A 22,113-nucleotide genomic window follows, 5' to 3' on the forward strand; every position below is an offset into this window, starting at 1 on the left:
GGAGGACGGATGCTCGTGCGCGTGGCACTGGGGGCCGCGACGGTCGTCGTCGGCTTCCTGGGTGGCGTCCAGCTGCACCAGGTCGTCGCGGCGTCGGACGCGCCACCGGCGACGGTCGCCGTCGACCCGAGGGCGCACGAGGAGGACGCGTCGGACGGGGCGGACGGGGCGGACGGGCCCGAGGAGGTCGTCTTCGAGGACTGCCCGCTGATGGCGATGGCGCCGCCCTACCCGGAGAACGACCGCGGCATGACCTACGGCTCCGGCGCGAACGTCGACGAGGACGACCCCGGCCCCGACCTGGTCGCCGCCTACGGCACCAACGGCCGGTGCGGCTTCATCCGCGCCGCCGACCGGGAGGGGGACCAGCCGCGCAACCCCGAGGAAGCCGCCGAGTACATGGCGAACCTCGATCCGGACGGCCGTGACATCCCGCTCTACGCGCGGGACGGCGTCACCGTCATCGGCTGGTTCCACATCGACAGCCCCCGGGTCTTGACCTCAGGTGCACCTGAGCCCCGACGATCGAGACCATGACCTCCCCGATCGACGTGAGCGAGCTCCGGATCACCCTGACCGTCGCCGACTTCGACGCAGCCGTACGCCTCTACCGCGACGCGCTCGGGCTGCCCGAGGTGGCCGACTGGAGCAGCGAGCAGGGGCGCGTGCTCCTGCTCGACGCCGGTCGCGCCACGCTCGAGCTCTTCGACGAGGCGCAGGCCGCGATGGTCGACGACCTCGAGGTGGGGGAGCGGGTGTCGGGCACGGTCCGCCTCGCCCTCCGGGTGCCGGACGCCGACGGCGCCGCCGCGTCGCTCGTCGCCGCCGGTGCCACGGCGGTCGCGCCCGCCGTCGACACCCCGTGGGGCGACCGCAACGCCCGGGTCGCCGCCCCCGACGGCATGCAGCTGACGCTGTTCACCCCCGGCCAGGAGTCCTGACGCCGCTGCCGCGTCGCGCAACGTAGGCAGTTCGCACGTCGGGGCCGGAGGTCCACGCTCAGCCTGGCCGTGACGGGCCCGAACTGCCTACGTCAGGGGGTGGTACTGAGGGCACACCGAGATGACACTGGCTGCACCCGTCGCCAACGAGGAGGCACCTGTGTCCGGTTCCTGGGTCCCGAGCTGCGGGATATGTCAGCTGCTGAACTCTGCCTCGACGGTGGCTCCCGCAACGACGGAGCTGCACGGAGTTGCGATCTGCCGCCGCCACCTGCAGGAGGTGCACGGCAGCGACACATCCAAGGCCGCCCGCGCGGTCCAGCGGCTGGCGTTCAAGAAGTAGCGCGACCAGCGCGAGCTACCTGCCTCCCGCAGGTCAGGACCCCGGGGGTGTCCTGATCATCCACGTGGTCGGGTCGGGCAGGGGCTCGAACCCGTTGCCCGCATAGACCCCGTGCGCGTCCTGGGTGGACAGCAGCGTGCGCCGGACGCCCAGCTCGTCGAGGCGCTCGACCACGGACCCGACCAGTCGCTTGCCCAAACCCCGCCCGCGGTGGTCGCGGTCGACGTACACGTCGCAGAGCCAGGCGAAGTTGGCGTGGTCGGTGACGACGCGGGCGTACGCCACCTGCCGCCCGTCGCCGGTGAACGCGCCGACGTTGAGCGAGTGCTGTGCAGCCGTCCCGACGGCCTCGCGGCTGCGACCGAGCGCCCAGTACGCGTCGGTGCTGAGCCACCGGTGGACGAGGTCGAGGTCCATGTCGGCGAGGTCGGAGCGGAGCACGTAGTCGGTCACCCCCGCATCTTCCTCGATCGGGCTGGACCGGCCTTGAGCGGAGGCCCGCACGGGTCGACCATGGCGACATGGGCGAGGTCGAGGTCGAGGTCGAGCGCACGGTCGCGGCACCGATCGACGAGGTCTTCGCCCGGCTCGCCGACATCGAGGGCCACAACGCGTGGGTGCCCGGTCGGGGCAGCATCCTGCGGCAGTCGCGGCAGACGTCGCCCGGCCCGGTGGAGGTCGGTACGACCTACGAGGACCGCACCCGGATGGGGGCCATGCCCGGCGAGGTCGCGGAGCTCGACGCGCCGCACCGGATCGTCTACCACTGGTGGGACCGCAGCTCGTCGGGCAGGACCCGGATGGAGGGGTGGCCGTGCTACGCCCTCGAGGCCGTGGGGGAACGGGAGACGCTCGTACGCCACCACGCGCGGCTGCGGGCCAACGGCGTCCGCGCCCTGGGCACGCCGCTGCTGCGCGTCTTCGCGCGGCGCGAGCGGACCGCCACGATGGACGCCCTCGTCAGGTCGTTCGAGCAGTCCCCGTAGCCCGCCGCGTCGGGTGCGGGCGTCGGAGCGAGTCGGGGAGCAGTCGCGCACCGGACCCGCCCTCGCCGTGGACGTCGTCGGGGTTGGAGAAGGCGCACGAGCGCAGGCTCAGGCACCCACAGCCGATGCAGCCGTCGAGGCCGCCCTTGAGCCGCTGGAGTGCCGCGATCTGCTCGTCGAGCCGGCGGCCCCAGTGCCGGGAGATGCGCTGCCAGTCGGCCTTGGTGGGGGTGCGGTTGCCGGGCAGGCGGGCGAGCTCGTCGCGGATCTCCTCGATGCTCAGCCCGACGTTGGACGCCGCCCGGATGAAGGCCAGCCGCCGCAGCACGCTGCGCTCGAACCGTCGCTGCCCGCCGCCGGAGCGGTTCGCCTCGATGAGTCCCTCGGCCTCGTAGTAGCGGATCGCCGACGCGGCGAAGCCGCTGCGCCGCGAGATCTCGCCCATCGGCAGCAGGTCGCGAGCTTCCATCGGTGTCACCTCTTGAACTCAAGTTCACTTCAACTTGAACCATGGTGCCATGAATGACACGACAAGCACCACCAGGACGACGGGACGGGTGGCCCTGGTCACCGGAGGATCGGCCGGGCTCGGCCTTGCGCTGGTCAGCGAGCTCGCGCGCCAGGGGTGGCAGGTGATCACCGACGGACGCAGCGAGGAGAAGTTCAAGGAGGCCGAGCTGCCGGAGGGCGTGACGGTGGTGGTCGGCGACCTCACCGACGCCGACCACCGCGACAGGCTGCGGTCGGAGGTGGAGCGGCACGGCCGGCTGGACCTCCTGGTCCACAACGCCAGCACGCTCGGCCCGCTGCCGATGCGTCCGCTCTCCGAGGTCGACATCCCCGACCTGACGCAGGTCTGGCGGACCAACATCGGCGGCCCCCTGGTCCTCACCTCGGCCCTGCTGCCGTGGCTCCGCGAGGCGGACGGAGTGCTCCTCTCGATCAGCTCGGACGCAGCTGTCCACCACTACGAGACGTGGGGCCTCTACGGCGCCAGCAAGGCGGCGCTCGACCACGTCACGCTGACGTACGCCGCCGAGACCGGCCTGCGGGCGTACGCCGTCGATCCCGGCGACATGCGCACGGCCATGCACCAGGACGCGTTCCCCGGTGAGGACATCTCCGACCGCCCGCCGCCGACGACGGTCGTACCGCGCCTGCTGGCGTTGCTGGACGCCCGGCCTGGGTCCGGGCGCTACCGCGCGGAGGACTTCGGATGACGCTCCTGCACGAGACCCCGCACACCCACTTCGAGGCCTCCTCCTTCGCGCCCCGCCCGGCCGAGGCCCGGGGCCTCGCCCGCGACGAGGTGCGCCTGCTCGTCGCGACGCCCGACGGGTTGTCCCACGGCCGGTTCCGGGACCTGCCCGAGCACCTGCGCGCGGGCGACGTGCTGGTCGTCAACACGTCGGCGACGGTCGCCGCCGAGGTCGACGCGGACCTCGACGGCAGCCCCGTCGTCCTGCACGTGGCGCACCGCCTCGACGACGGCGACCGCGTCGTCGAGCTGCGGACCGCGCCCGACGCGTCCCGCTCCCTGCTCGACGCGCGCGCCGGAGACGTGGTGCGCGTCGGTGACGTGCGCCTGGTGCTCCGCGAGCCGTGGCCCGGCCAGGCGTCCTCACCGACGGGCAGCGGCAACCGGCTCTGGCGCGCGTCGGCGCGCGGCGACCTGGACCGCCAGCTCGACTGGAACGGCCGCCCGATCGCCTACGGCTACCTCGACCGGCGCTACCCGCTCGCCGACTACCAGACCGTCTTCGGGACGAGGCCCGGCAGCGCCGAGATGGCGTCGGCCGGGCGGCCGTTCACGCACGAGCTGGTCACCCGGCTGGTCACCGCGGGCGTGCAGCTCGCGCCGGTCACGCTGCACACCGGTGTGTCGTCGCAGGAGGCCGGGGAAGCCCCGGGACCGGAGTGGTTCGAGGTGACACCGACCAGCGCGCGGACCATCAACCAGGCGCGCGCCGACGGCGGGCGCGTCGTGGCCGTCGGCACGACGGCGACCCGTGCGGTCGAGTCCACCGTGCGTGGGTCGTCCGTCGTCGCGGGCCGCGGATGGACCGACCGCGTCGTCACGCCCGCAGCCCCGCCCCGGGTCGTCGACGGGCTCGTCACGGGGTGGCACGACCCGATGGCCTCGCACCTGCTGCTGGTCGAGGCGGTCGCGGGCGCCCGCCTCACCCAGGCGGCGTACGACGCCGCGGTCGCGGAGGGCTACCTCTGGCACGAGTTCGGGGACTCCGCGCTGCTCCTGGGGCGGTGAGGATACGGCGGCCCACCGCCGAAAAATGTGAGAGAACTGTGGGTCCCGCGCGGCGACACCGTCCTAGATTGAGCGGATGATTCTCGGGTCGCACCGCGCGGCTGCCGACCTCTGCTCGCTGGAGCCGGGGACGCACCTGTGCGCGCTCGAGCCGGACGGCCCGCAGCTCGACCGGGTCGCTGCCACCTTCGTCGCGCAGGGACTCGCAGCGGGCGACCAGCTCCTCTACGTCGCCTCCGACGAGCAGGTCGACGGTCTCCTCCAGCGGCTGTCGGAGCATCTGGACGCGCGGCAGGCGCTCCGCACCGGCCAGCTGGTGACCAGCTCGTTCGAGCTCGCCTACGGCTCGACACGGCCGGAGCACCTGGAGACCGTCGCCGACGGGTTCTGCCTCGCGGCACAGGAGACGAGGAAGCGGGGGTTCCCCGCTCTCCGGGTGGCTGCGCGGATGGACGGGCTCACTGACCTGCTCGGGTCGATCCACGCCGTGACGTCCTGGGAGCGGATGTCCACGGAGCTCCAGCGCGAGCTGCGGGTCAGCTCGGTCTGCCTCTACGACAGCGACCGGCTCGAGCCGGGCGACGGTGCCGCGGTGGCCCGGGAGCACGACGGCCTGGCCCCCCAGGTCGACGTAGCCCCGATCGCGACCTTCCTCGCGGTCGACGAGCCCTGGGGCGTGCGGGTGAGGGGCGAGGTCGACGTGTCCAACCGGGACCTCCTGCACCGGCTGGTGCTCTCGCGCGCCACCGTCAGCCCGCGGCTGCGGCTCGACCTCGAGGGGGTGACGTTCGCCGACGCGGGCACGGTCGCCCGCCTGAGCTCGATCGCCGCCGCCCTGCCGCAGGGCGGCCACCTCGTGCTGACGCGCGTCCCCGACGTCGTACGACGGATCCTGGCCGCCACAGGGTTGTGCCACGACCGGATGAGGCTCGAGCCGTGACAGCGACCGCCACGCACACGACGCTGCTCTACGACGGAGACCGCCACTACGCGGCCGAGACGGGCGTCTTCCTGCGCGCGGGCCTCGAACGCGGTCATCGGGCGCTCGTCATGGCCCCGGCGTCGCGGGTGGAGGCGATCCGGCGCGAGCTCGGTCGCGACGCCGACGAGGTCGCCGTCGTCGATGACGCCGTGGCCTACGGGCCGCAGTGGAACGCCTACCGGGTGCTGCTCGACTTCGTGACCGCGGCTCCGGGCGTCCGGTCGTGCGTGATCGCCGAGCAGCCGCTCGCGACGCGGACGAGCGTCGAGCTCGTCGACTACCGCAGGCTCGAGTCCGCGGCCAACCTCGTCTTCGCCGAGCAGCCGGTGGACCTGCTCTGCCCCTACGACGCCGGCCTCCCCAGTGACCTGGTCGACATCGCCCTCGACGCGCACGGCGGGGTGCGCGAGGACGGCTGCGTCGTGCCCAACACGCGCTTCCGGGACCCGCTGGCGGTCCTCGCCGACCTGTCGGCCGTGGCGCGCCCGCCCGCGGACGCCGCCACGCTCGACTGCTCCCACCACTCCGGCGTCGCCCTCGTCCGCGGTCTGGTGCGCACCCGGGGCGCCGACCTGGGCCTCGACCGCGGTCTCGTCGGCGACCTCGAGCTGGCGGTGACCGAGGTGCTGACCAACGCCCTCGTGCACGGCTCACCTCCGGTCCTCGTGCACGTCTACGACGAGGACCAGACGTGGGTGTGGCACGTCCAGGACGGCGGGGGGCTGCCCGTCGACCCGCTCGCGGGACTGCTGCCACCCGCCGAGCCCGCCGACCACGGCTACGGGCTGTGGCTGGCCCGCCAGCTGGTCGCCGCCGTCGACGTCGGCTGCGACGACACCGGCACCCACGTGCGGCTCCACGTGCGGAAGGGCTGACCCGGTCTCACCCGGGCGGGGCGTGCCGCGGCAGCCGGACCGCCACGACCGTGCGTCCTGGCTCCGACGCGACGTCGATCGCGCCGCCGTGCCGCTCGACGACGATCCGCCGGGAGATGTCGAGGCCGAGCCCGGTCCCCTTCCCGACCTCCTTGGTCGTGAAGAACGGCTCGAACGCGTGGGCGGCGACCTCGTCGGTCATGCCCGTCCCGGTGTCACCGACCTCGATGACGACGTGGTGCTCGTCGGCGTACGTCCGCACGGTCAGGGTGCCCTCGCCCTCCATCGCGTCGACGGCGTTGTCGACGAGGTTGGTCCACACCTGGTTGAGCTCGCCCGGGTTCGCGGTGACGACGGGCACGGTGTCGTCGTAGTCGCGGACGACTGTGACACCCTCGCGCAGCTTGTGCCCGAGCATGATCAGGGTGCTCTCGAGACCGTCGACGACGCGGACGTCCTGCACGGCGGCGCGGTCGAGCTGGGAGTAGGACTTCACGGCGGAGACGAGGTCGGAGATGCGCCGGGTGGCGTTCTGCGCCTCGGCGATCAGCGCGGCGGTCGTCACGGAGCTCGCCACCCACTCGAGCCCGGCCTGGAGAGAAGTGTCGGGAAGGGTCGACGCGACGCGGTCGAGCCACGCCGGTGAGACGCCGGCGGCGGCCAGTGCCGGGGCGATGACCCAGTCGCGATCGACCGCGTGCTCGCCGAGCCAGTCGAGGAGCGACTCCTCGAGGTCGGCGAGGGCGACGCCCGTGGGTGCGGAGCTGACGTCGATCGAGCGCCGCAGGCCGTCGAGGGCGACGAACTGCTCGGCGGAGATGCCCTCGCCGGCCAGACGCTGGAGCGAGGAGAAGGTGTCGTCGCTGCTCTGCTGCAGGGCGCCGACGGAGCGGACCGCGGCAGAGGCCGGGTTGTTGATCTCGTGGGCGAGCCCCGCAGCGAGGGTGCCCAGCGCGACGAGCGCCTCGCGCTCGCGGGCGCTGTGCTCGATGCGCCGCGCGGTGACGATCAACCCGCACAGCAGGTGCACCGCGAAGGGGAACCACTCGCTCCCGAACCGGGCGAGCTCGGTCGCCGACAACCGGAACACGCGGCTGGGCTCCATGACGCGAGCCGAGCCCATGTAGACGCCGTGCTCGTCCCAGGCGCGGAACCCGCCGGCCCACTGGCCCGGGTTCTCGATGGTCACCATCACGACCTCCTCGTGGCCGACGCGACGCACGACGTCGATCCGGCCCTCGAGCATCACCCACCAGTGCTCGGCGGGGCGGCCCTCGTCGAAGACCCGGTCGCCGGGGGCGTACGCCACCTCCTCGCCGGCGGCGGCGAGCTCGGCCACCTGGGCGTCGGTGAAGCCGTCCAGGATCGCGATCGCGCGCAGCTCGTCCGCCAGCGTCATGTCGTCGCCAGGTATCGGTGGACGAGGTAGACCGACATCGCTCCCTCGCCGACGGCCGACGCGACCCGCTTCATCGAGTCACGGCGTACGTCGCCGGCGGCGAAGACGCCCGGCACGCTCGTCTCCAGCGCGAGCGGGCCACGCTCCAACGGCCACCCGTCGTCCAGGGAGAGGTCGGGTCCGGTCAGCACGAACCCGCGGTCGTCGCGCGAGACCACCTCCCCGAGCCAGTCGGTGCGTGGCGCCGCGCCGATGAAGACGAAGACCCAGCCGGTCTCGACCTCCTCGACCCGCCCGGCGGCGCGGTCGCACAACGTGATCGCCTCGAGGTGCCCGTCGCCGCGGGCGCCGACGACCTCGGTCTGCAGCCGCACCTCGATGGTGGGGGCTGCGAGGATCCGCCCCACGAGGTACTGCGACATGGATGCCTCGAGCGACTCGCCGCGCACCACCAGCACGACGCGCGCGGCGTGGCGGGCGAAGTTCAGCGCGGCCTGCCCGGCGGAGTTGGCCGCACCGACGACGTACACGTCCTCCCCGGCCGTCTGTGCCGCCTCGCTCGCGCTGGCGCCGTAGTAGAGCCCGCGACCGACGACCTCGTCCAGCCCGGGTGCGCCGAGGCGCCGGTAGGTCACGCCGCTGGCGACCAGCACGGCCCGGGCCTCGATGTCGGCTGCCCCGTCGAGGAGCACCGCGCGCACCGGCCCGCGCGTCTCGAAGCCGACGACGTCGCGTGCCAGCACCATCTCGGCGCCGAAGCGGCTCGCCTGCGCGACCGCCCGGTGCGTGAGGTCCGCGCCCGACAGACCCTTGGGGAAGCCCAGGTAGTTCTCGATGGACGCGCTCTGCCCGGCCTGGCCGCCGGGGGCGTCGCGCTCGACGACGACGGTCGCGAGCCCCTCGCTGGCGGCGTACACGGCGGCGGCGAGGCCGGCCGGGCCGGCACCGACGATGCAGAGGTCGTACAGCGGCTTCTCCGCGTGCGTGCGCAGCCCGAGCGCGTCGGCGAGCTCCACCGTCGTCGGGGAGCGCAGCGCGGCCCCGTCGGGCAGCGCGACGACCGGGAGGTCGTCGGCGCCCGCCCCGGCGAGCTCGAGCAGCCGGGTCGCCTCGTCGCCGGTCCCGGCCCCCTCCACCTCGAGCCAGCGGTAGGGCACGTGGTTGTGGGTGAGGAAGGTCTTCACCTCGACCGTCCGCTCGGACCACCGGTGGCCGACGACCCGCACCTCGGCGTCGCGGTCGGGGTGGTCGTGGGCCCAGTCGCGGAGCAGGTCGTCGAGCACGGGGTAGAGCCGCTCCTCGGGCGGGTCCCACGGCTTCATCAGGTAGTAGTCGAGCGCGATGTCGTTGATCGCACGGATGGCGACGTCCGTGTCGGCGTACGCCGTGAGGAGCAGGAGCTTGGAGTCGGGGGACTGCTGCCGCACCTCCTGCATCACCTCGATGCCCGTCATCCCCGGCATCCGCTGGTCGGAGACGACCGCAGCCACCGCGCGGTCCTTCAACAGCTGGTCGGCGAGGATCTCGAGGGCCTCGGGCCCCGACGTCGCCCGCAGGACCCGGTAGTCCCGGCCGTAGCGCTCTCGGAGGTCCCGCACGACGGCAGCGACCACGGCCGCGTCGTCGTCGACGGCGAGGATGGCGGGCTTCGCCATCGGCACCTCCCGGTCCGTTGCCGTCCTCGGACGCTACTGCCGCGAGGGCCCCGCGCACAGGTGGTCGAGACCAGTAGGACCGGGGGGCCGCGGGACTCTCCCTGGGGGTGGACGACGAGAACCCCGATCTGGGGCATCCTCAGCGGCGTGAGCACGTCGACGGAGCGGCGCGAGGCCGCGCGCACCCTGGGCCTCGTCTGGATCGGCCTCGTCCTCGGCGTCCTGGGGGTGGGCTGGCTCCTCACCGGACCGTTGGAGCCGACGGTCGACCCGTGGGACGACAGCGTCGTGCTGTGGCTGGAGGACCAGCGCACGGCCGACCTCGACACCGCGGCCGCCGCGGGCAGCCACGTCGCCGACACCGTCATCGGCGTGGCCCTGGCCGTCGTGGTCGGCCTGGCCGGGTCGTGGTGGCAGCGCTCGTGGCGCCCACTCGTCCACTTCACGGTGCTCGTCGGCGGCTACCTCGCCCTCTACGTCATCGTCACCCACCTGGTGCCGCGCGACCGGCCGCCGGTGGAGATCCTCGACCCCGGGCTCGTGCCCGACCACAGCTTCCCCTCGGGACACGTGGCGACCGCGATCGTCGTCTACGGCGGCATCGCGCTGTGGGTCGCCGCGGTCGCGCCCCGCTGGCGCCGGTGGGCATGGCCGCTCCTGCTCGCCCCGCTGGTCGTCGCGCCGTCGCGGCTCTACCAGGGGGCGCACCACCCGACGGACGTGATGGCCAGCCTGGTCTTCGCCACGGTCTGGCTCCTGGCAGTCACCCGGGTGCTCCTGCCGCGGACGGCCGACGACCGCGGTGAGGCCCGCAGTGCCATGGTGGAGGCATGACCTCCCCGATCGTCGTCGTCACCGGTGCCAACGGACTCGTGGGCAGCCACGTCGTGTCCGCCCTCAGCGAGCGCGGGGCGACGGTGCGCGCCGTCGTACGCCGCGTCGGCACCGCGCCGCAGCACCCACACGTCGAGGAGCACGTCGGCGACTTCGCCGACCCCGCCTTCGCGGCGACCGTGGTGGCCGGCGCCGACGCGCTCGTCACGACCGTGCACCCCCTGGGCAGCGGACGGGACGACCAGCGCCGCGTCGGGCTCGACGGCACGATGACGATCGCCGAGGCGGCCGTCGACGCCGGCGTGCCCCTCCTGGTCCACGTCTCGACCGCCGGCGTCTACGACCGGAGCCCGGAGGTCGGCGACGTCGACGAGTCCGCTGCGCTGGTGCCCGACGCCGCGTCGGCCTACGGCGTCGTGAAGCGCGACGTCGACGCCGCGCTCGAGCGGCTGGCGGGGACGACGCGAGTGCTGCTGCGCCCGCCGGCGATCCTCGGCCCGGGCGCGACGTCGATCTGGAACACGGTGCGGCCGGCGGAGATCCGCGACGACGAGAGCGAGCGGCACGCGAACCCCGACCAGACCTTCGCCTGGGTGCACGTCGACGACCTGGCGAGCCTCGCGGCCGACCTCGCCACCGGCGCCATCGAGACGGCCGACGACCCCGAGTCCGGTCCGGTCGCGGGCGGGTGCACCCCGGTCAACGTGGCCAGCGGTCCGGCCACGCAGCGCGACTACCTCGGCGCGGTCACCGCCGCGCTGGGCCTCGAACCCACCTGGGACGACGGCCCGGCCTGGACGGGACAGATCGTCGCCGACCGCGCGCGGCGCTGGGGCTGGACGCCCCGGGTGGACCTGCCGACCGCCCTCGAGGAGCTGAGGGCCGGCCTCCGCGGCTGACCTACACGGCCAGGACGACGAGCGCCACCGCCGGCAGCACCGACGACGCCACGGTCCCGCGCACGCTGCCGCCGCGCGGGCGCCAGAAGCCGAGCAGGTCGGCGACGCCCATGGCCAGCGACGACAGCAGCATGTAGGCCAGCACCGTCACGACCACGGCCGTGCCGACCGTATCGTCGCCCCGGTTCACGATCCCCAGGCCGACCAGGCCGCCGATGCCGGCCAGGGCGTTGCGCACGCCGATGCAGAACGACCACAGGTGGACGTGGGCGATGCCGTCCGGCTCGATGCCGAGGAAGCGCTGCACCCACGGGCGGTCGATCAGGAACGCCTCGAGCGGAAAGACCGCGATCAGGACGACCGCCGCGACGGCGGTGCAGACCTGCGCGAGGACGTCCACCTCACGCCGCCGGACGGGCCTCGACGAGGCAGATCATCGAGATGGTCGGCACGATGCGCGTCATCTCCAGCCCGGCCTTGCCGAGGAGGGCGGCGAACTCCTGCTCGGTGCGCTCGCGCCCGCCCGCGAAGAGCAGCATGTCGAGGTCGAGGCTCTTGCTGAAGTGGGGCCCGCCGCCCGGGGGCACGACGCTCTCGAGCAGCAGGAGCGTCGCCCCGGCCGGCATGTCGCGACGCACGGTGGTGAGGAGGGCGAGCGCCTGCTCGTCGTCGAAGTCGTGGACGACCCGTCGCATCACGTAGAGGTCGCCGTCGTCGGGCACGCGCTCGAAGAACGACCCGCCCTCGAGGCGGCACCGCGACAGCACCCCGGCCTCGCGCAGCCGCTGCTCCGCGTGGGGGAGGAGCGACTCCTGCTCGAGCAGCACCCCCTCGGCCGCCGGTGCGGCCGTCAGCATCGACGCGAGCAGCTGGCCGTGGCCGCCGCCGACGTCGACGATGCGCCGGAAGGGGGTGAAGTCGTACGCCGCCTCGACAGTCGGCCAGTCGAGCGCGGTGAGGCGGGTCATCGCCTCGTTGAAGGTGGCGGCGTAGTCGGGGTCGCGGTCGAGCAGCTCCCACATCGACACCCCGTGCACGGCCTCGGCCTGCGCAGCGCCGGTCGTGACCGACTCCGGGAGCCGGCCCCACACGGACTGGTAGCGAGGGTCGCCGATCATCAGCACCACCGCGCGCATCGAGTCGGGCGCGTCGGACAGCAGCGTGCGCCCCAGGGTGGTGAGCGCGAACCGGTCGCCGTCCTGGTCGAGCAGGCCGTGGCCCGCCGCGGCGCGCAGCAGGCGGAAGGTCGCGTCGGGGTGCGTGCCGAGCTCGGCCGCCACGTCCGCGGCGGTGCGGGGGCCGTCGGCCAGGGCATCGGGCACCCCCAGCCTCGCGACGGCGTACAGCGTGTTGGCCTCGATCAGGCCGGTCATCAGCTCGAGCACGCCGATCGGCGGCGGCACCATCCGCCGCGTGAGCCCCTGGACCGCCGTGCGGACGGAGGTCGCCGCGCGGGCGACCCGGACGGGAGGAAGTCTGGACATGGGCCGCCCCTCTACTATTCGTCAGGGATGCTGACCATAATGGTCAGCAGGGCTGACTACGTCAAGGGGAACGATGGATCTCGCGACACTCATGTTCGTCTCCTACCGCGCCATGGACGAGCGCGTGCGGCTCGCGATGCGCGAGGCGGGGTACGACGTCACGGTCGCGCAGTCACGCCTCGCCCAGCGGATCGCCGACGAGGGGACGCGCCTCACCGAGCTCGCCGATCGGGCCCAGGTCACCAAGCAGACGGCCAGCCTCCTCGTCGCCGCGCTGGAGCGCGAGGGGCTCGTCGAGCGCGTGCCCGACCCCGCCGACGGCCGGGCCCGGCTCATCCGGCTCTCCGCACGGGGGCGGGAGGCGGCGGAGCGGGCGAAGGAGGTCGTCCTCGGCGTCGAGCGGGAGTGGACCGAGCACCTCGGCCCCGAGCTCAGCGACCGCCTGCGCGAGGGGCTGGTCCGACTGCGCGAGGTCACCGACCCCTACGCGTGAGGCGTAGCCCACGCGACGGTTACTCGTTGGTACCTGTGACCCCGTCGCAGGAGAGATGCCATGCCCACGCTGCCGCACCGACCCACCGCCCGATACCGAGCCCGGCGCCTCGCCGCCGCCGTCGCCGGCCTGCTGACGGCCGCGGCGGTGCCACTCGTCGGCGTACCGGCCACCGCCGCCGAGGGGGTCACCACCACCGACGGCTGCCTGCAGAGCGTGCCCGACCCGGGCACGACCGCACCGGTCGACATCTGCTTCACGATCTTCCGGCCCGCCGGCGCCACGACGGACCGCCCGGTGCCGATGGTGCTGCACAGCCACGGCTGGGGCGGCAGCCGTACGACGGATCCCGCCGCGTTCGCCTACCTGACCGACGCCGGGTTCGGCGTGCTGAGCTTCGACCAGCGCGGCTTCGGCGAGAGTGGCGGCCGGGCCCACATCGAGAACCCCGACGTGGAGGGGAAGGACGTCCAGGAGGTCGTCGACCTCGTGGCCGCCCAGCCGTGGGTGCAGCAGCAGCGCCCGGGCGACCCCGTGCTCGGCGCGATCGGCGGGTCCTACGGCGGCGGCTACCAGTTCGTCGGCGCCCTCAGCGAGATCCGCGACCGCGGGGCGACGCGCTTCGACGCGCTGGTTCCCGAGATCACCTGGTGGAGCCTCACCGAGAGCCTGTTCCCGCAGGGGGTGCCCCGCACCGAGTGGGCGACGGCGCTGACCGCGGCCGCGCTGCCGACCGACGCCCTCCCGCCGCGCGTGGTCCAGGGCTTCGCCGAGGCGGCCGCGACGGGCAACGTGCCGACCCACCTCCACGAGTTCCTCGACCGCAACGGCCCGGAGTGGCACGTGCGCCAGGGCCGCCGGCTCGACGTCCCGGTGCTCTTCGGCCAGGGCGCGACCGACAACCTCTTCCCGCTCGACCAGGGCCTCGACAACTTCAGCCGGCTGCTCACCGACAAGGCCCGCTCGCGCAGCATCTTCGTCGGCTACAACGGCGGGCACACCCTTCCCGCGGTGCTGCCCGGCGGCACCAACCTCGACATCCCGCTGGCCACCACCGACGCCTGCTCGCCGACGCTCGGCAGCCCGACGTTCGCCGACCTCGGCCTGCGGTTCCTCCAGCAGAACCTCCAGGGCGAGAGGACGGGGCTGACCGGCTTCGGGCGATACCACCTGACCACCGCAGCAGGCGACCGCTGCGTGAGCGTGCCCGCCGTCTCGCCCACCACCGACGTCGAGCTCGGCGAGGTCGTCAGCACCGTCGGGGTCGGCGCACCCGTCGCCTACCCCGTCGCGCAGGGCCCGCTCACGATCGCCGGCTCACCCACCCTCGACGCGAGGCTCACGACCATCGGCCTCGACAACCGTGCCTTCCTCGGGCTGTCGGTCGGGACCAGCCCGCTCGACGCGCGGGTCGTGCAGAACAACATGCTGCCGATCCGCGAGAACGGCATCGCGATCGACAAGCCGCGGCGCGGGGTCGAGCTGCCGTCGGTCGCCGTCGACGTGCCCGCCGGGCAGACGCTCTTCCTCACCGTCGCGCCGATCTCCGACATGTCCGTCGGTTTCGGCAGCCGCGTCGTCGGCGCGATGCGGATGAAGGACGTGGTCCTGCACCTGCCGGTGAGGGGATGACCGGGCGCCGGTCCGGGCCCTATCGTCGGGAGCGTCCCGTGCGCCGGAGGGAGACGCCGTGCCCCGTCGAGTGCAGCTCCTGCCCCCGCGGCCGGTGGTGCACCCGCTGCGCGACCCCGGCTCCGCCCGCTGGCGCATCCACCGGCTGAGCCACCACCGCACGAGGGTGACGATCGACCACCAGCCACTCGCGGGCATCACTCCGGCGATGCTGCTTTGGTGGTTCAGCCACATCGGAGACGTCGTCACCTACGCCGGGCATGAGATGTCGGGCTACCTCGCCTGGCACCCGCTCGACCACATCCGCTGGGAGCTGGCGCGGCCGGCGCCGGGCGGCGGCGCGGGGGAGGGTGCGCGCTACCGGATCGTCGAGGCGTTCGGGCGCGACGAGGGCTTCGGCATCGACTCCGTCGAACGGGTCGAGAAGCTCGACGAGACGGGGATCCGGCTCGTGCGCCGCGTGCTGGGCGTCCAGGTCTTCCAGCTCGAGCACACGTGGTCGGCCGGCACCGAGGGCACGCACTACGTCAGCGTCATGGACCTCGGTGCCCGAAGTGCGGTGGCGACGCCCGTCAACCGCTACCTGACCACCCGCGTCTTCCCACCCGCGATGGCCGTGGCCTGGGTGCGGCACAACGTCGAGGAGGTCGGCGTCCTCGAGCACCTCCTGCCCGAGGTCCTCCGACAGCGCCCGGACGTGGCGGCGAGCCTCGATCCCGCCTAGAAGTCCGTCGTGCCCCGCAGCCGCCGCGGGCGGCCGTCGGGGTCGTAGGCGAGGTGGTAGGCCGGCCGCGCCCACAGCGTCGTACGACGTGGCAGCCGGGGCGGGTCGTGCACTGCGATGCGGCTGCCCGGGGCGCCGACGCGCGAGGTCCACAGGGTCATCGGGTCGTCGAGGTCGGCGAGCCGCGCGTCGTCGTCGGGGAGGCCGAGGTGCTCGGCCCACAGCGACGTGCGCAGCCCCCGCGGCAGTACGCCGTCCGGGTCGACCACCGCGCACGTCAGCTCGGAGTCGTGCGTCCACGACCGGAGGTTGAGGTTGTCCGAGCCGATCGTCATCCACTCGTCGTCCACGACGCAGACCTTGGCGTGCACGTAGATCGGGGTGCCCTCGGCGTTGTGGAGGTCGAACATCGCGAAGCGGTCGCCCCCGGCCGCCTTCAGCCGTTCCCACGCGATGCGCTGGCCGTGCTTCATCGGCGGACCCCCGACCCTGCTGTCCTCCTCCGGGTGGCGCGGCACCACGGCGATCACGTGCAGCCGGGGCTCGCGGCGGAGCGCGTCGGCCAGCGTCGCGGCCACCACGTCGGACCAGAAGTACTGGTCCTCGACGTAGACCAGCCGCCGCGCCCGGCCGAAGGCGCGGGAGTAGGCGCGCGCGATCGACCGCTCGCCGTCCGGGGCGAACGGGTAGTGCGGACGCTTGAACGGATAGGTCCGCAGGATCTGCACCAGGTGCCGACCGGCTGCGGGCGGTGGGTTCCAACGCTCGGGGAGCTGCTCGGCGCGACGCGGCATCCGCGCGATGCGGTGCGCCGCCGCCCGGTAGGGGTTGCGGTGGTCGAGCGGGGTGTCGTCGTCCCACCGCTCGGTGAACGTGTCGAGCACGTGCGCGACCGCGGGCCCGCGGATCTCGGCCATCGCGTCGTGCCACGGCGGGGCGTCGCCGTACCTCTCGTCCAGCGGCGGGGCCTGCGGGTCGCCGCCGTGGCCCGCGTCGTCGCGCCGGCCGTGGCACAGGTCGATGCCGCCGACGAACGCCACGTCCTCCTCGGGCCGACCCTTGCGGCGTACGACGAGGAGCTTCTGGTGGTGCGAGCCGCCCTTGCGCACGCGCTCGTCGAGCAGCGCCTCGCCGCCGCACTCGTTGATGATCCGGCCGAGGTGGCTGTTCTCCTCGCTGTTGAGCCGCCCCGGGTGCGAGCGCCACATCAGCGCCCGCACCTCGACGCCGCGCGCCGCCGCGTCGCGGAGCAGCTCGGCGACGGTCGGTCCGTCCTCGGTGAGCCGCTCGTCGGAGTCGCCGCGCCAGTCGGTGAAGAAGATGCGGTCACCCGCGCCGGTCGCGCCGACCAGCTCGGCGAGGCGGGCGAAGTAGGCCGCGCCGTGCACGCGGGGGACCACCAGGTTGCCGGAGGTCCAGGGACGCTCCGTCTCCGGCAGGAACCACTCGCTCACGCTGCCACGCTCGCACCGTCGCCGCCGCGTGTCGACGGCCTGCCACCCCGAAGGAGTGGGTGCAGACTCGGTGCATGCCCGCGCGCGCCCTCTCGACCGACACGCTCGGTGCCTGGCTGTTCAAGGCAAGCGGCGCGGCACCCTCGACGCGCGAGCACGTCCGTGCCGGCTTCGCGCACGCGCAGACGTGGTGCGTGCGACCGACCTACCGCACCGACCTCGTCGCGGCGGGGCAGCCGGTGCTGCTCTGGGTCAGCGGCTCCGAGCCCGGGCTCCCCGCCGGCATCCACGCCCACGGCCGCACCACCGGGCCGGCGCGCGACGGCGTCGTGCCGCTGGTCCTTGGCCCGCTGGAAGCCCCGCTGCTGCGCTCGGAGCTCGTCGGGCACCCGGACCTCGCTGCGCTGGAGGTGCTGCGGATGCCGGCCGGCAGCAACCCGTCGTACGTCACGCCCGAGCAGCTCGCCGTGCTGGCCGGCATGCGGGAGGAGCTCGGGACGCTCGGGTAACTCAGGCGTCGCGCCCGGAGGGACGCCGGGTGCAGACTCGGAGGATGCCCAGTCTCCAACACGCCGTCACCGTCGCCGCGCCGCCCGAGCGGGTCTGGGAGGTGCTCACCGACGTGGAGCGCTGGCCGGAGCGGATCGCGACCGTGGACTCCGTGGAGCGGCTCGACGAGGGTCCGCTGAGGGTCGGGTCACGCACCCGCCTGCAGCAACCGAAGCTGCCGGAGGCGGTGTGGACGGTCACCGAGCTCGACGAAGGACGGGCGTTCACGTGGGAGTCGCGGTCGAGGGGCGTCGCGATCTCGGCCGACCACGCGGTGGAGCCGCAGGGCGATTCCACCCGGCTGACCTTGTCGGTCAGCCTCTCGGGACCGCTCGCTCCCGTCGGGTGGCTGATGACGAAGGGCCTGACCAGGCGCTACGTCGAGACCGAGGCCGCATCGATCAAGCGGACCGCGGAGGCCGGCCCGGCTGAGCCCGCGTGAGGTCGTGCCACCCAATTTTCACGCCCGAAACATTCACGAACGCCGCTGACAACATCGGCTTCCTAGGGTCTCCCGCATGACCAAGCGCCAGCGGATCGTCGTCGTCGGGCACGGCATGGTGGGCCACCGGTTCGCCCAGGCCGCCATCGAGCGCGGCCTCACCGAGACCCACGACGTCCTCGTCCTCGGCGAGGAGCCGCGTGCGGCCTACGACCGGGTCGCCCTCACGAGCTGGTTCGGCGCAGGCTCCGACGCGCTGTCGCTCCTGCCCGGTGGTGAGTACGACGACCCGCGGGTGCGGCTGGTCCTCGACAGCGTCGTGACCGAGGTCGACCGGGCCGCGCGCACCGTCACCGTCGTGTCCCCGCCGTCGGCCGCCGATGACCTGCTCGCCAACCCCGGCGCCGTCACCGTCCACGAGTACGACGTGCTGGTGCTCGCCACCGGCGCGGCGCCGTTCGTGCCGCCCGTCGAGGGCCGCGGCAAGGACGGTTGCTTCGTCTACCGCACCATCGAGGACCTCGAGGCGATCCGCGCGGCCAGCGAAGCCGCGACGAGCGGCGTCGTCATCGGCGGTGGGCTGCTGGGGCTGGAGGCGGCCAACGCGCTCGTCCAGCTCGGTCTGGAGACCCATGTGGTCGAGATGGCGCCCCGGCTGATGCCGGTGCAGGTCGACGACGCCGCCGGCGCCACGCTGGTGCGGCACATCGAGCGGCTCGGCGTCACCGTGCACACGGGTGTGGTGACGGAGGAGATCGAGGGAGGCTCGTCCGTCACCGGCCTCCGGGTGCGGCCGGCAGGCACGGAGGAGGGCGCACCGACGGAGGTCGTCGACGCGCAGGTGGTGGTCTTCTCCGCCGGCATCCGGCCGCGCGACGCCCTGGCCCGCGAGTGCGACCTCGAGGTCGCTCCGCGCGGCGGTGTGCTCGTCGACGAGCAGTGCCGGACCGCCGACCCGCACGTCTTCGCGATCGGGGAGTGCGCGGCGCCGGGCGGCACGATGTACGGCCTCGTCGCCCCGGGCTACGCCATGGCCGAGGTCGTCGTCGACGCGCTCCTCGACGGACCGGGCACCTTCACCGGCGCCGACATGTCGACGAAGCTCAAGCTCCTCGGCGTCGACGTCGCGAGCTTCGGCGACGCGTTCGCGACCACCGACGGCGCGCTCGAGCTGACGTACGCGGACGCGGTCGCCGGCGTCTACAAGAAGCTCGTCGTGGCAGAGTCAGGAGTGGGGGACGGCTCGTTCAGGCTGCTCGGCGGGATCCTCGTCGGCGACGCGTCGGCGTACGGCATCCTGCGGCCGATGGTGAGCAGCGGGCTGGCGCTCCCTGCCAACCCCGAGCAGCTCATCCTCCCGGTCGGCACCGGCGGCGGTCTCCAGCTCGGGATGCCCGACGAGGCGCAGGTCTGCTCGTGCAACGACGTGACGAAGGCCGACATCCTCCACGCGGTCACCGAGCAGGGCTGCGAGAGCGTGGCCGACGTCAAGCAGTGCACCCGCGCGGGCTCCACGTGCGGTTCGTGCGTCGCGACGGTGAAGAACGTCATCGAGGACCACTTCGCCAGCGTCGGCAAGGTCGTCGACAAGGGGTTGTGCGAGCACTTCCGGCTCACCCGCCAGGAGCTCTTCGACGTCGTCGCGGTCCACGGCTACCGGCGCTTCGACGACATCGTCGCGGCCCACGGAACCGGCCGCGGGTGCGACGTCTGCAAGCCCGCGATCGCCAGCATCCTGGCCAGCCAGACCAGCACCCACATCCTCGAGCCCGCGACCGCGGAGCTGCAGGACACCAACGACGCCTACCTCGCCAACATCCAGCGCAACGGCACCTACTCCGTCGTGCCGCGGATCCCCGGTGGTGAGATCACGCCCGACAAGCTGATCGTGATCGGCGAGGTGGCCAAGGACTACGGGCTCTACACCAAGATCACCGGTGGCCAACGGATCGACCTCTTCGGGGCCCGGATGGAGCAGCTGCCTGCGATCTGGAAGCGGCTGGTCGACGCCGGCTTCGAGTCCGGCCACGCCTACGGCAAGTCGCTGCGAACGGTGAAGTCGTGCGTCGGCTCGACCTGGTGCCGCTTCGGCGTGCAGGACTCGGTCGGCCTCGCGATCGCGCTCGAGCTGCGCTACCGGGGCCTGCGCAGTCCCCACAAGCTCAAGGGCGGCGTCAGCGGGTGCGCACGCGAGTGCGCCGAGGCGCGCGGCAAGGACTTCGGCGTCATCGCGACGGAGAAGGGGTGGAACCTCTACGTCGGTGGCAACGGCGGCGCGACCCCTGCCCACGCGCGGCTGCTCGCCGGCGACCTCGACACCGCCACGCTCGTGTCGTACCTCGACCGCTTCCTCATGTACTACGTCCGCACCGCCGACCGGCTCCAGCGCACCTCGACCTGGATCGAGCAGCTCGAGGGCGGGCTCGACCGGGTGCGCGAGGTCGTCGTCGACGACTCGCTCGGGCTCGGCGCCGACCTCGAGGCGGAGATGGCCCGCCACGTCGGCGGCTACGAGGACGAGTGGCGTGCGACGCTCGAGGACCCGGCCAAGCTCGAGCGGTTCGTGTCCTTCGTCAACGCCCCCGACACCCCCGACCCGACGATCGCCTTCACCACCGAGCGCGACCAGATCCAGCCCATCGCGCCGGCCCTCATCCCGGTCGGAGCGCCCGCATGAGCGCCGTCGCCGTGTCCCTGACCCCCGTGTGCACCGTCGACGCGATCCCGCTGGAGGGCGGGGTCGCAGCCCTCGTCGACGGGCGCGCGGTGGCGGTGTTCCGTACGCACTCCGGCGAGGTCTTCGCCCTCTCCAACGTCGACCCGTTCAGCGGCGCGTCGGTCCTGTCCCGGGGGATCGTGGGCTCGCGCGGCGACGTGCCGGTGGTGAGCTCGCCGATGTACAAGCAGGCCTTCGAACTCCGCACCGGCGCCTGCCTCGACGACGACACGGTGCGGGTGGCGTCGTACGACGTCGCGGTCGCCGACGGCGTCGTGCACGTCGGGCCCGCCCGTCCGGATCGGGAGGCCACGTGACTCTTCCTCTCTCGGGATTCCGGATCGGGGTCACCGCTGCTCGCAAGGCCGAGGAGCAGGTGGCCCTGCTGGAGCGCCGCGGGGCCACGGTCGAGTGGGCGGCTGCGCTGTCGCTCGAGCCCAACCACGTCGACCTGGCCGAGCTCCTGGCCGCGACCAAGGAGGTCATCCTCGGACCGGTCGACCTGTTCCTCGCCACCACCGGCATCGGCATGAAGACCTGGCTCTCGGCCGCGGCCGACGCCGGGTTGTACGACGACCTCGTCGCTGCGCTCGGCTCCGCCGAGATCCTGGCGCGCGGCCCGAAGAGCGTCGGCGTGCTCCGGGCCAACGGCCTGCGCGAGCTGTGGGCGCCGGAGTCCGAGTGCTTCGAGGACGTCCTCGCCCACCTGCGCGGCCGCGACCTCACGGGCAAGCGGATCGTGGTGCAGGAGCACGGGCAGTCGCTGTCGATGGCCGCCCACGCGCTGCGCCGGCAGGGCGCGTCGGTGGTGACGGTGCCGATCTACCGCGTCGCCTCCGCCGACGACCCCGCGCCGATGTTCGGGCTGATCGACCTGATCGCCGACCGCGAGCTCGACGCGGTCACCTTCACCTCCGCCCCGGCCGTCGCGGCGCTGATGGAGGCGGCGTACAGCGTCGGGCGGCGCGACGACCTGGTCAGCGCCTTCCAGTCCGACGTCGTCGCCTCCTGCGTCGGACCCGTCACCGCGGCGGCGTTCGAGATGTGGGGCGTGCCGACGATCTTCCCCGACCGCTCGCGCCTGGCGGGGATGGTCAAGCAGCTGGAGACCGAGCTGCCGACGCGGCGGGACGGTGTCGACGTACGCCTGGCCGACGGGCGGACGCTCATCGTGCACACCGACTCGCTCCTGCTCGACGGGGTGCCCGTCGAGCTGTCGCCCGCGCCGCTGTCGGTGCTGCTGTCCCTGCTCGTCAACCCGGGGCACGTGGTGTCGCGGCGGGCGCTGCTGGCGGCGCTGCCGTCCGGGCAGGCGGGGTCGGAGCACGCGGTCGAGATGGCCGTGGCCCGGCTCCGGGCCGCGATCGGGACGAAGGCCGTGCTCACGGTCGTGAAGCGGGGCTACCGGCTCGCGGTGCGGTGAGCGGTCGTCGGGAGCC

General features: G+C 73.4%; 24 protein-coding genes. 17 read left to right on the forward strand and 7 right to left on the reverse strand.

What is annotated here, in order from left to right; genetic code table 11:
• Positions 1–9 precede the first annotated feature (9 nt).
• Positions 10–537 (forward strand): hypothetical protein, encoded by a 528-nt coding sequence (locus tag HOO61_RS06075; protein WP_172257712.1) that lies wholly within the window; start codon positions 10–12, stop codon positions 535–537.
• Complete coding sequence (locus tag HOO61_RS06080) at positions 534–941, forward strand: VOC family protein (RefSeq protein ID WP_172257713.1); 408 nt, start codon at positions 534–536, stop codon at positions 939–941. The genes HOO61_RS06075 and HOO61_RS06080 overlap by 4 nt, the downstream gene beginning before the upstream one ends.
• A 376-nt stretch (positions 942–1,317) precedes the next feature.
• Here HOO61_RS06080 and HOO61_RS06085 read toward each other — a convergent pair whose 3' ends face one another.
• Positions 1,318–1,737, reverse strand: a complete 420-nt coding sequence (locus HOO61_RS06085; RefSeq protein ID WP_216658558.1) for a GNAT family N-acetyltransferase — start codon at positions 1,735–1,737, stop codon at positions 1,318–1,320.
• Positions 1,738–1,805: 68 nt separating this feature from the next.
• Between HOO61_RS06085 and HOO61_RS06090 the strand changes: the two genes are divergently transcribed.
• A complete protein-coding gene (locus HOO61_RS06090) occupies positions 1,806–2,270 on the forward strand; it encodes an SRPBCC family protein (protein ID WP_172257714.1) in 465 nt (154 codons plus the stop codon).
• Here the strand turns inward: HOO61_RS06090 and soxR are convergent.
• Positions 2,245–2,739, reverse strand: a complete 495-nt coding sequence (gene soxR, locus HOO61_RS06095) for a redox-sensitive transcriptional activator SoxR (RefSeq protein WP_172257715.1) — start codon at positions 2,737–2,739, stop codon at positions 2,245–2,247. The two genes, HOO61_RS06090 and soxR, sit on opposite strands and share 26 nt — an antisense overlap.
• 49 nt (positions 2,740–2,788) lie before the next feature.
• Here soxR and HOO61_RS06100 point away from each other — a divergent pair, with 49 nt between their 5' ends.
• The 4 genes from HOO61_RS06100 (at position 2,789) to HOO61_RS06115 (ending at position 6,393) form a co-directional block, all read left to right on the forward strand.
• Entirely contained in the window at positions 2,789–3,490 is a 702-nt protein-coding gene (locus HOO61_RS06100; RefSeq protein WP_172257716.1) for an SDR family oxidoreductase, read from the forward strand.
• Entirely contained in the window at positions 3,487–4,536 is a 1,050-nt protein-coding gene (locus HOO61_RS06105) for an S-adenosylmethionine:tRNA ribosyltransferase-isomerase (RefSeq protein WP_172257717.1), read from the forward strand. The genes HOO61_RS06100 and HOO61_RS06105 overlap by 4 nt, the downstream gene beginning before the upstream one ends.
• A 76-nt stretch (positions 4,537–4,612) precedes the next feature.
• A complete protein-coding gene (locus tag HOO61_RS06110) occupies positions 4,613–5,476 on the forward strand; it encodes an MEDS domain-containing protein (RefSeq protein ID WP_172257718.1) in 864 nt (287 codons plus the stop codon).
• Complete coding sequence (locus HOO61_RS06115; RefSeq protein WP_172257719.1) at positions 5,473–6,393, forward strand: anti-sigma factor RsbA family regulatory protein; 921 nt, start codon at positions 5,473–5,475, stop codon at positions 6,391–6,393. The genes HOO61_RS06110 and HOO61_RS06115 overlap by 4 nt, the downstream gene beginning before the upstream one ends.
• Positions 6,394–6,400: 7 nt before the next feature.
• On the opposite strand, the gene HOO61_RS06120 is transcribed toward HOO61_RS06115, so the two are convergent.
• Both HOO61_RS06120 and HOO61_RS06125 read right to left on the reverse strand, forming a co-directional pair.
• Complete coding sequence (locus HOO61_RS06120) at positions 6,401–7,792, reverse strand: sensor histidine kinase (RefSeq protein ID WP_172257720.1); 1,392 nt, start codon at positions 7,790–7,792, stop codon at positions 6,401–6,403.
• On the reverse strand, positions 7,789–9,447 hold the full coding sequence (locus HOO61_RS06125; protein WP_172257721.1) for an FAD-dependent oxidoreductase: 1,659 nt from the start codon (positions 9,445–9,447) through the stop codon (positions 7,789–7,791). Before HOO61_RS06125 ends, HOO61_RS06120 begins: the two co-directional genes overlap by 4 nt.
• A gap of 147 nt (positions 9,448–9,594) precedes the next feature.
• Here HOO61_RS06125 and HOO61_RS06130 point away from each other — a divergent pair, with 147 nt between their 5' ends.
• Both HOO61_RS06130 and HOO61_RS06135 read left to right on the forward strand, forming a co-directional pair.
• Positions 9,595–10,281 carry a phosphatase PAP2 family protein gene (locus HOO61_RS06130; RefSeq protein ID WP_172257722.1) on the forward strand — a complete coding sequence of 229 codons (687 nt, stop codon included), beginning with the start codon at positions 9,595–9,597 and terminating at the stop codon, positions 10,279–10,281.
• Positions 10,278–11,180, forward strand: coding sequence for an NAD(P)-dependent oxidoreductase (locus HOO61_RS06135; protein ID WP_172257723.1), 903 nt, complete (start codon positions 10,278–10,280; stop codon positions 11,178–11,180). Before HOO61_RS06130 ends, HOO61_RS06135 begins: the two co-directional genes overlap by 4 nt.
• Position 11,181: 1 nt before the next feature.
• Here HOO61_RS06135 and HOO61_RS06140 read toward each other — a convergent pair whose 3' ends face one another.
• The gene (locus tag HOO61_RS06140; protein WP_172257724.1) at positions 11,182–11,580 is read right to left on the reverse strand and encodes a DUF1304 family protein; all 399 of its coding nucleotides are present in this window, start codon (positions 11,578–11,580) and stop codon (positions 11,182–11,184) included.
• A gap of 1 nt (position 11,581) precedes the next feature.
• The gene (locus tag HOO61_RS06145; RefSeq protein WP_172257725.1) at positions 11,582–12,664 is read right to left on the reverse strand and encodes a methyltransferase; all 1,083 of its coding nucleotides are present in this window, start codon (positions 12,662–12,664) and stop codon (positions 11,582–11,584) included.
• A 73-nt stretch (positions 12,665–12,737) separates the two neighbouring features.
• On the opposite strand from HOO61_RS06145, the gene HOO61_RS06150 reads away from it, so the two are divergent.
• Genes HOO61_RS06150 through HOO61_RS06160 form a run of 3 tightly spaced genes read left to right on the forward strand, consistent with a single transcriptional unit; the run spans position 12,738 to position 15,513 of the window.
• Positions 12,738–13,157 carry a MarR family winged helix-turn-helix transcriptional regulator gene (locus HOO61_RS06150; RefSeq protein WP_172257726.1) on the forward strand — a complete coding sequence of 140 codons (420 nt, stop codon included), beginning with the start codon at positions 12,738–12,740 and terminating at the stop codon, positions 13,155–13,157.
• A gap of 60 nt (positions 13,158–13,217) precedes the next feature.
• Complete coding sequence (locus HOO61_RS06155; protein WP_172257727.1) at positions 13,218–14,789, forward strand: alpha/beta fold hydrolase; 1,572 nt, start codon at positions 13,218–13,220, stop codon at positions 14,787–14,789.
• A gap of 58 nt (positions 14,790–14,847) precedes the next feature.
• Complete coding sequence (locus HOO61_RS06160) at positions 14,848–15,513, forward strand: hypothetical protein (protein ID WP_216658559.1); 666 nt, start codon at positions 14,848–14,850, stop codon at positions 15,511–15,513.
• Here HOO61_RS06160 and HOO61_RS06165 read toward each other — a convergent pair.
• Positions 15,510–16,967: a phospholipase D-like domain-containing protein gene (locus tag HOO61_RS06165; protein ID WP_172257728.1), complete on the reverse strand. Its 1,458-nt coding sequence runs from the start codon at positions 16,965–16,967 to the stop codon at positions 15,510–15,512. The genes HOO61_RS06160 and HOO61_RS06165 overlap by 4 nt on opposite strands.
• A gap of 74 nt (positions 16,968–17,041) precedes the next feature.
• Between HOO61_RS06165 and HOO61_RS06170 the strand changes: the two genes are divergently transcribed.
• The 5 genes from HOO61_RS06170 (at position 17,042) to HOO61_RS06190 (ending at position 22,097) form a co-directional block, all read left to right on the forward strand.
• Positions 17,042–17,476 (forward strand): hypothetical protein, encoded by a 435-nt coding sequence (locus tag HOO61_RS06170; protein ID WP_172257729.1) that lies wholly within the window; start codon positions 17,042–17,044, stop codon positions 17,474–17,476.
• Between the two features lie 44 nt (positions 17,477–17,520).
• The gene (locus HOO61_RS06175; RefSeq protein WP_172257730.1) at positions 17,521–17,958 is read left to right on the forward strand and encodes an SRPBCC family protein; all 438 of its coding nucleotides are present in this window, start codon (positions 17,521–17,523) and stop codon (positions 17,956–17,958) included.
• A gap of 76 nt (positions 17,959–18,034) precedes the next feature.
• On the forward strand, positions 18,035–20,635 hold the full coding sequence (gene nirB / locus HOO61_RS06180; protein ID WP_172257731.1) for a nitrite reductase large subunit NirB: 2,601 nt from the start codon (positions 18,035–18,037) through the stop codon (positions 20,633–20,635).
• On the forward strand, positions 20,632–20,991 hold the full coding sequence (gene nirD, locus HOO61_RS06185) for a nitrite reductase small subunit NirD (RefSeq protein WP_172257732.1): 360 nt from the start codon (positions 20,632–20,634) through the stop codon (positions 20,989–20,991). Before nirB ends, nirD begins: the two co-directional genes overlap by 4 nt.
• Positions 20,988–22,097, forward strand: coding sequence for a uroporphyrinogen-III synthase (locus tag HOO61_RS06190; RefSeq protein WP_172257733.1), 1,110 nt, complete (start codon positions 20,988–20,990; stop codon positions 22,095–22,097). The genes nirD and HOO61_RS06190 overlap by 4 nt, the downstream gene beginning before the upstream one ends.
• The last annotated feature ends 16 nt before the right edge of the window (positions 22,098–22,113 follow it).

Origin of the sequence: Nocardioides sp. zg-1230, from assembly GCF_013155335.1 — a bacterium.
Taxonomy (GTDB): Bacteria; Actinomycetota; Actinomycetes; order Propionibacteriales; family Nocardioidaceae; genus Nocardioides.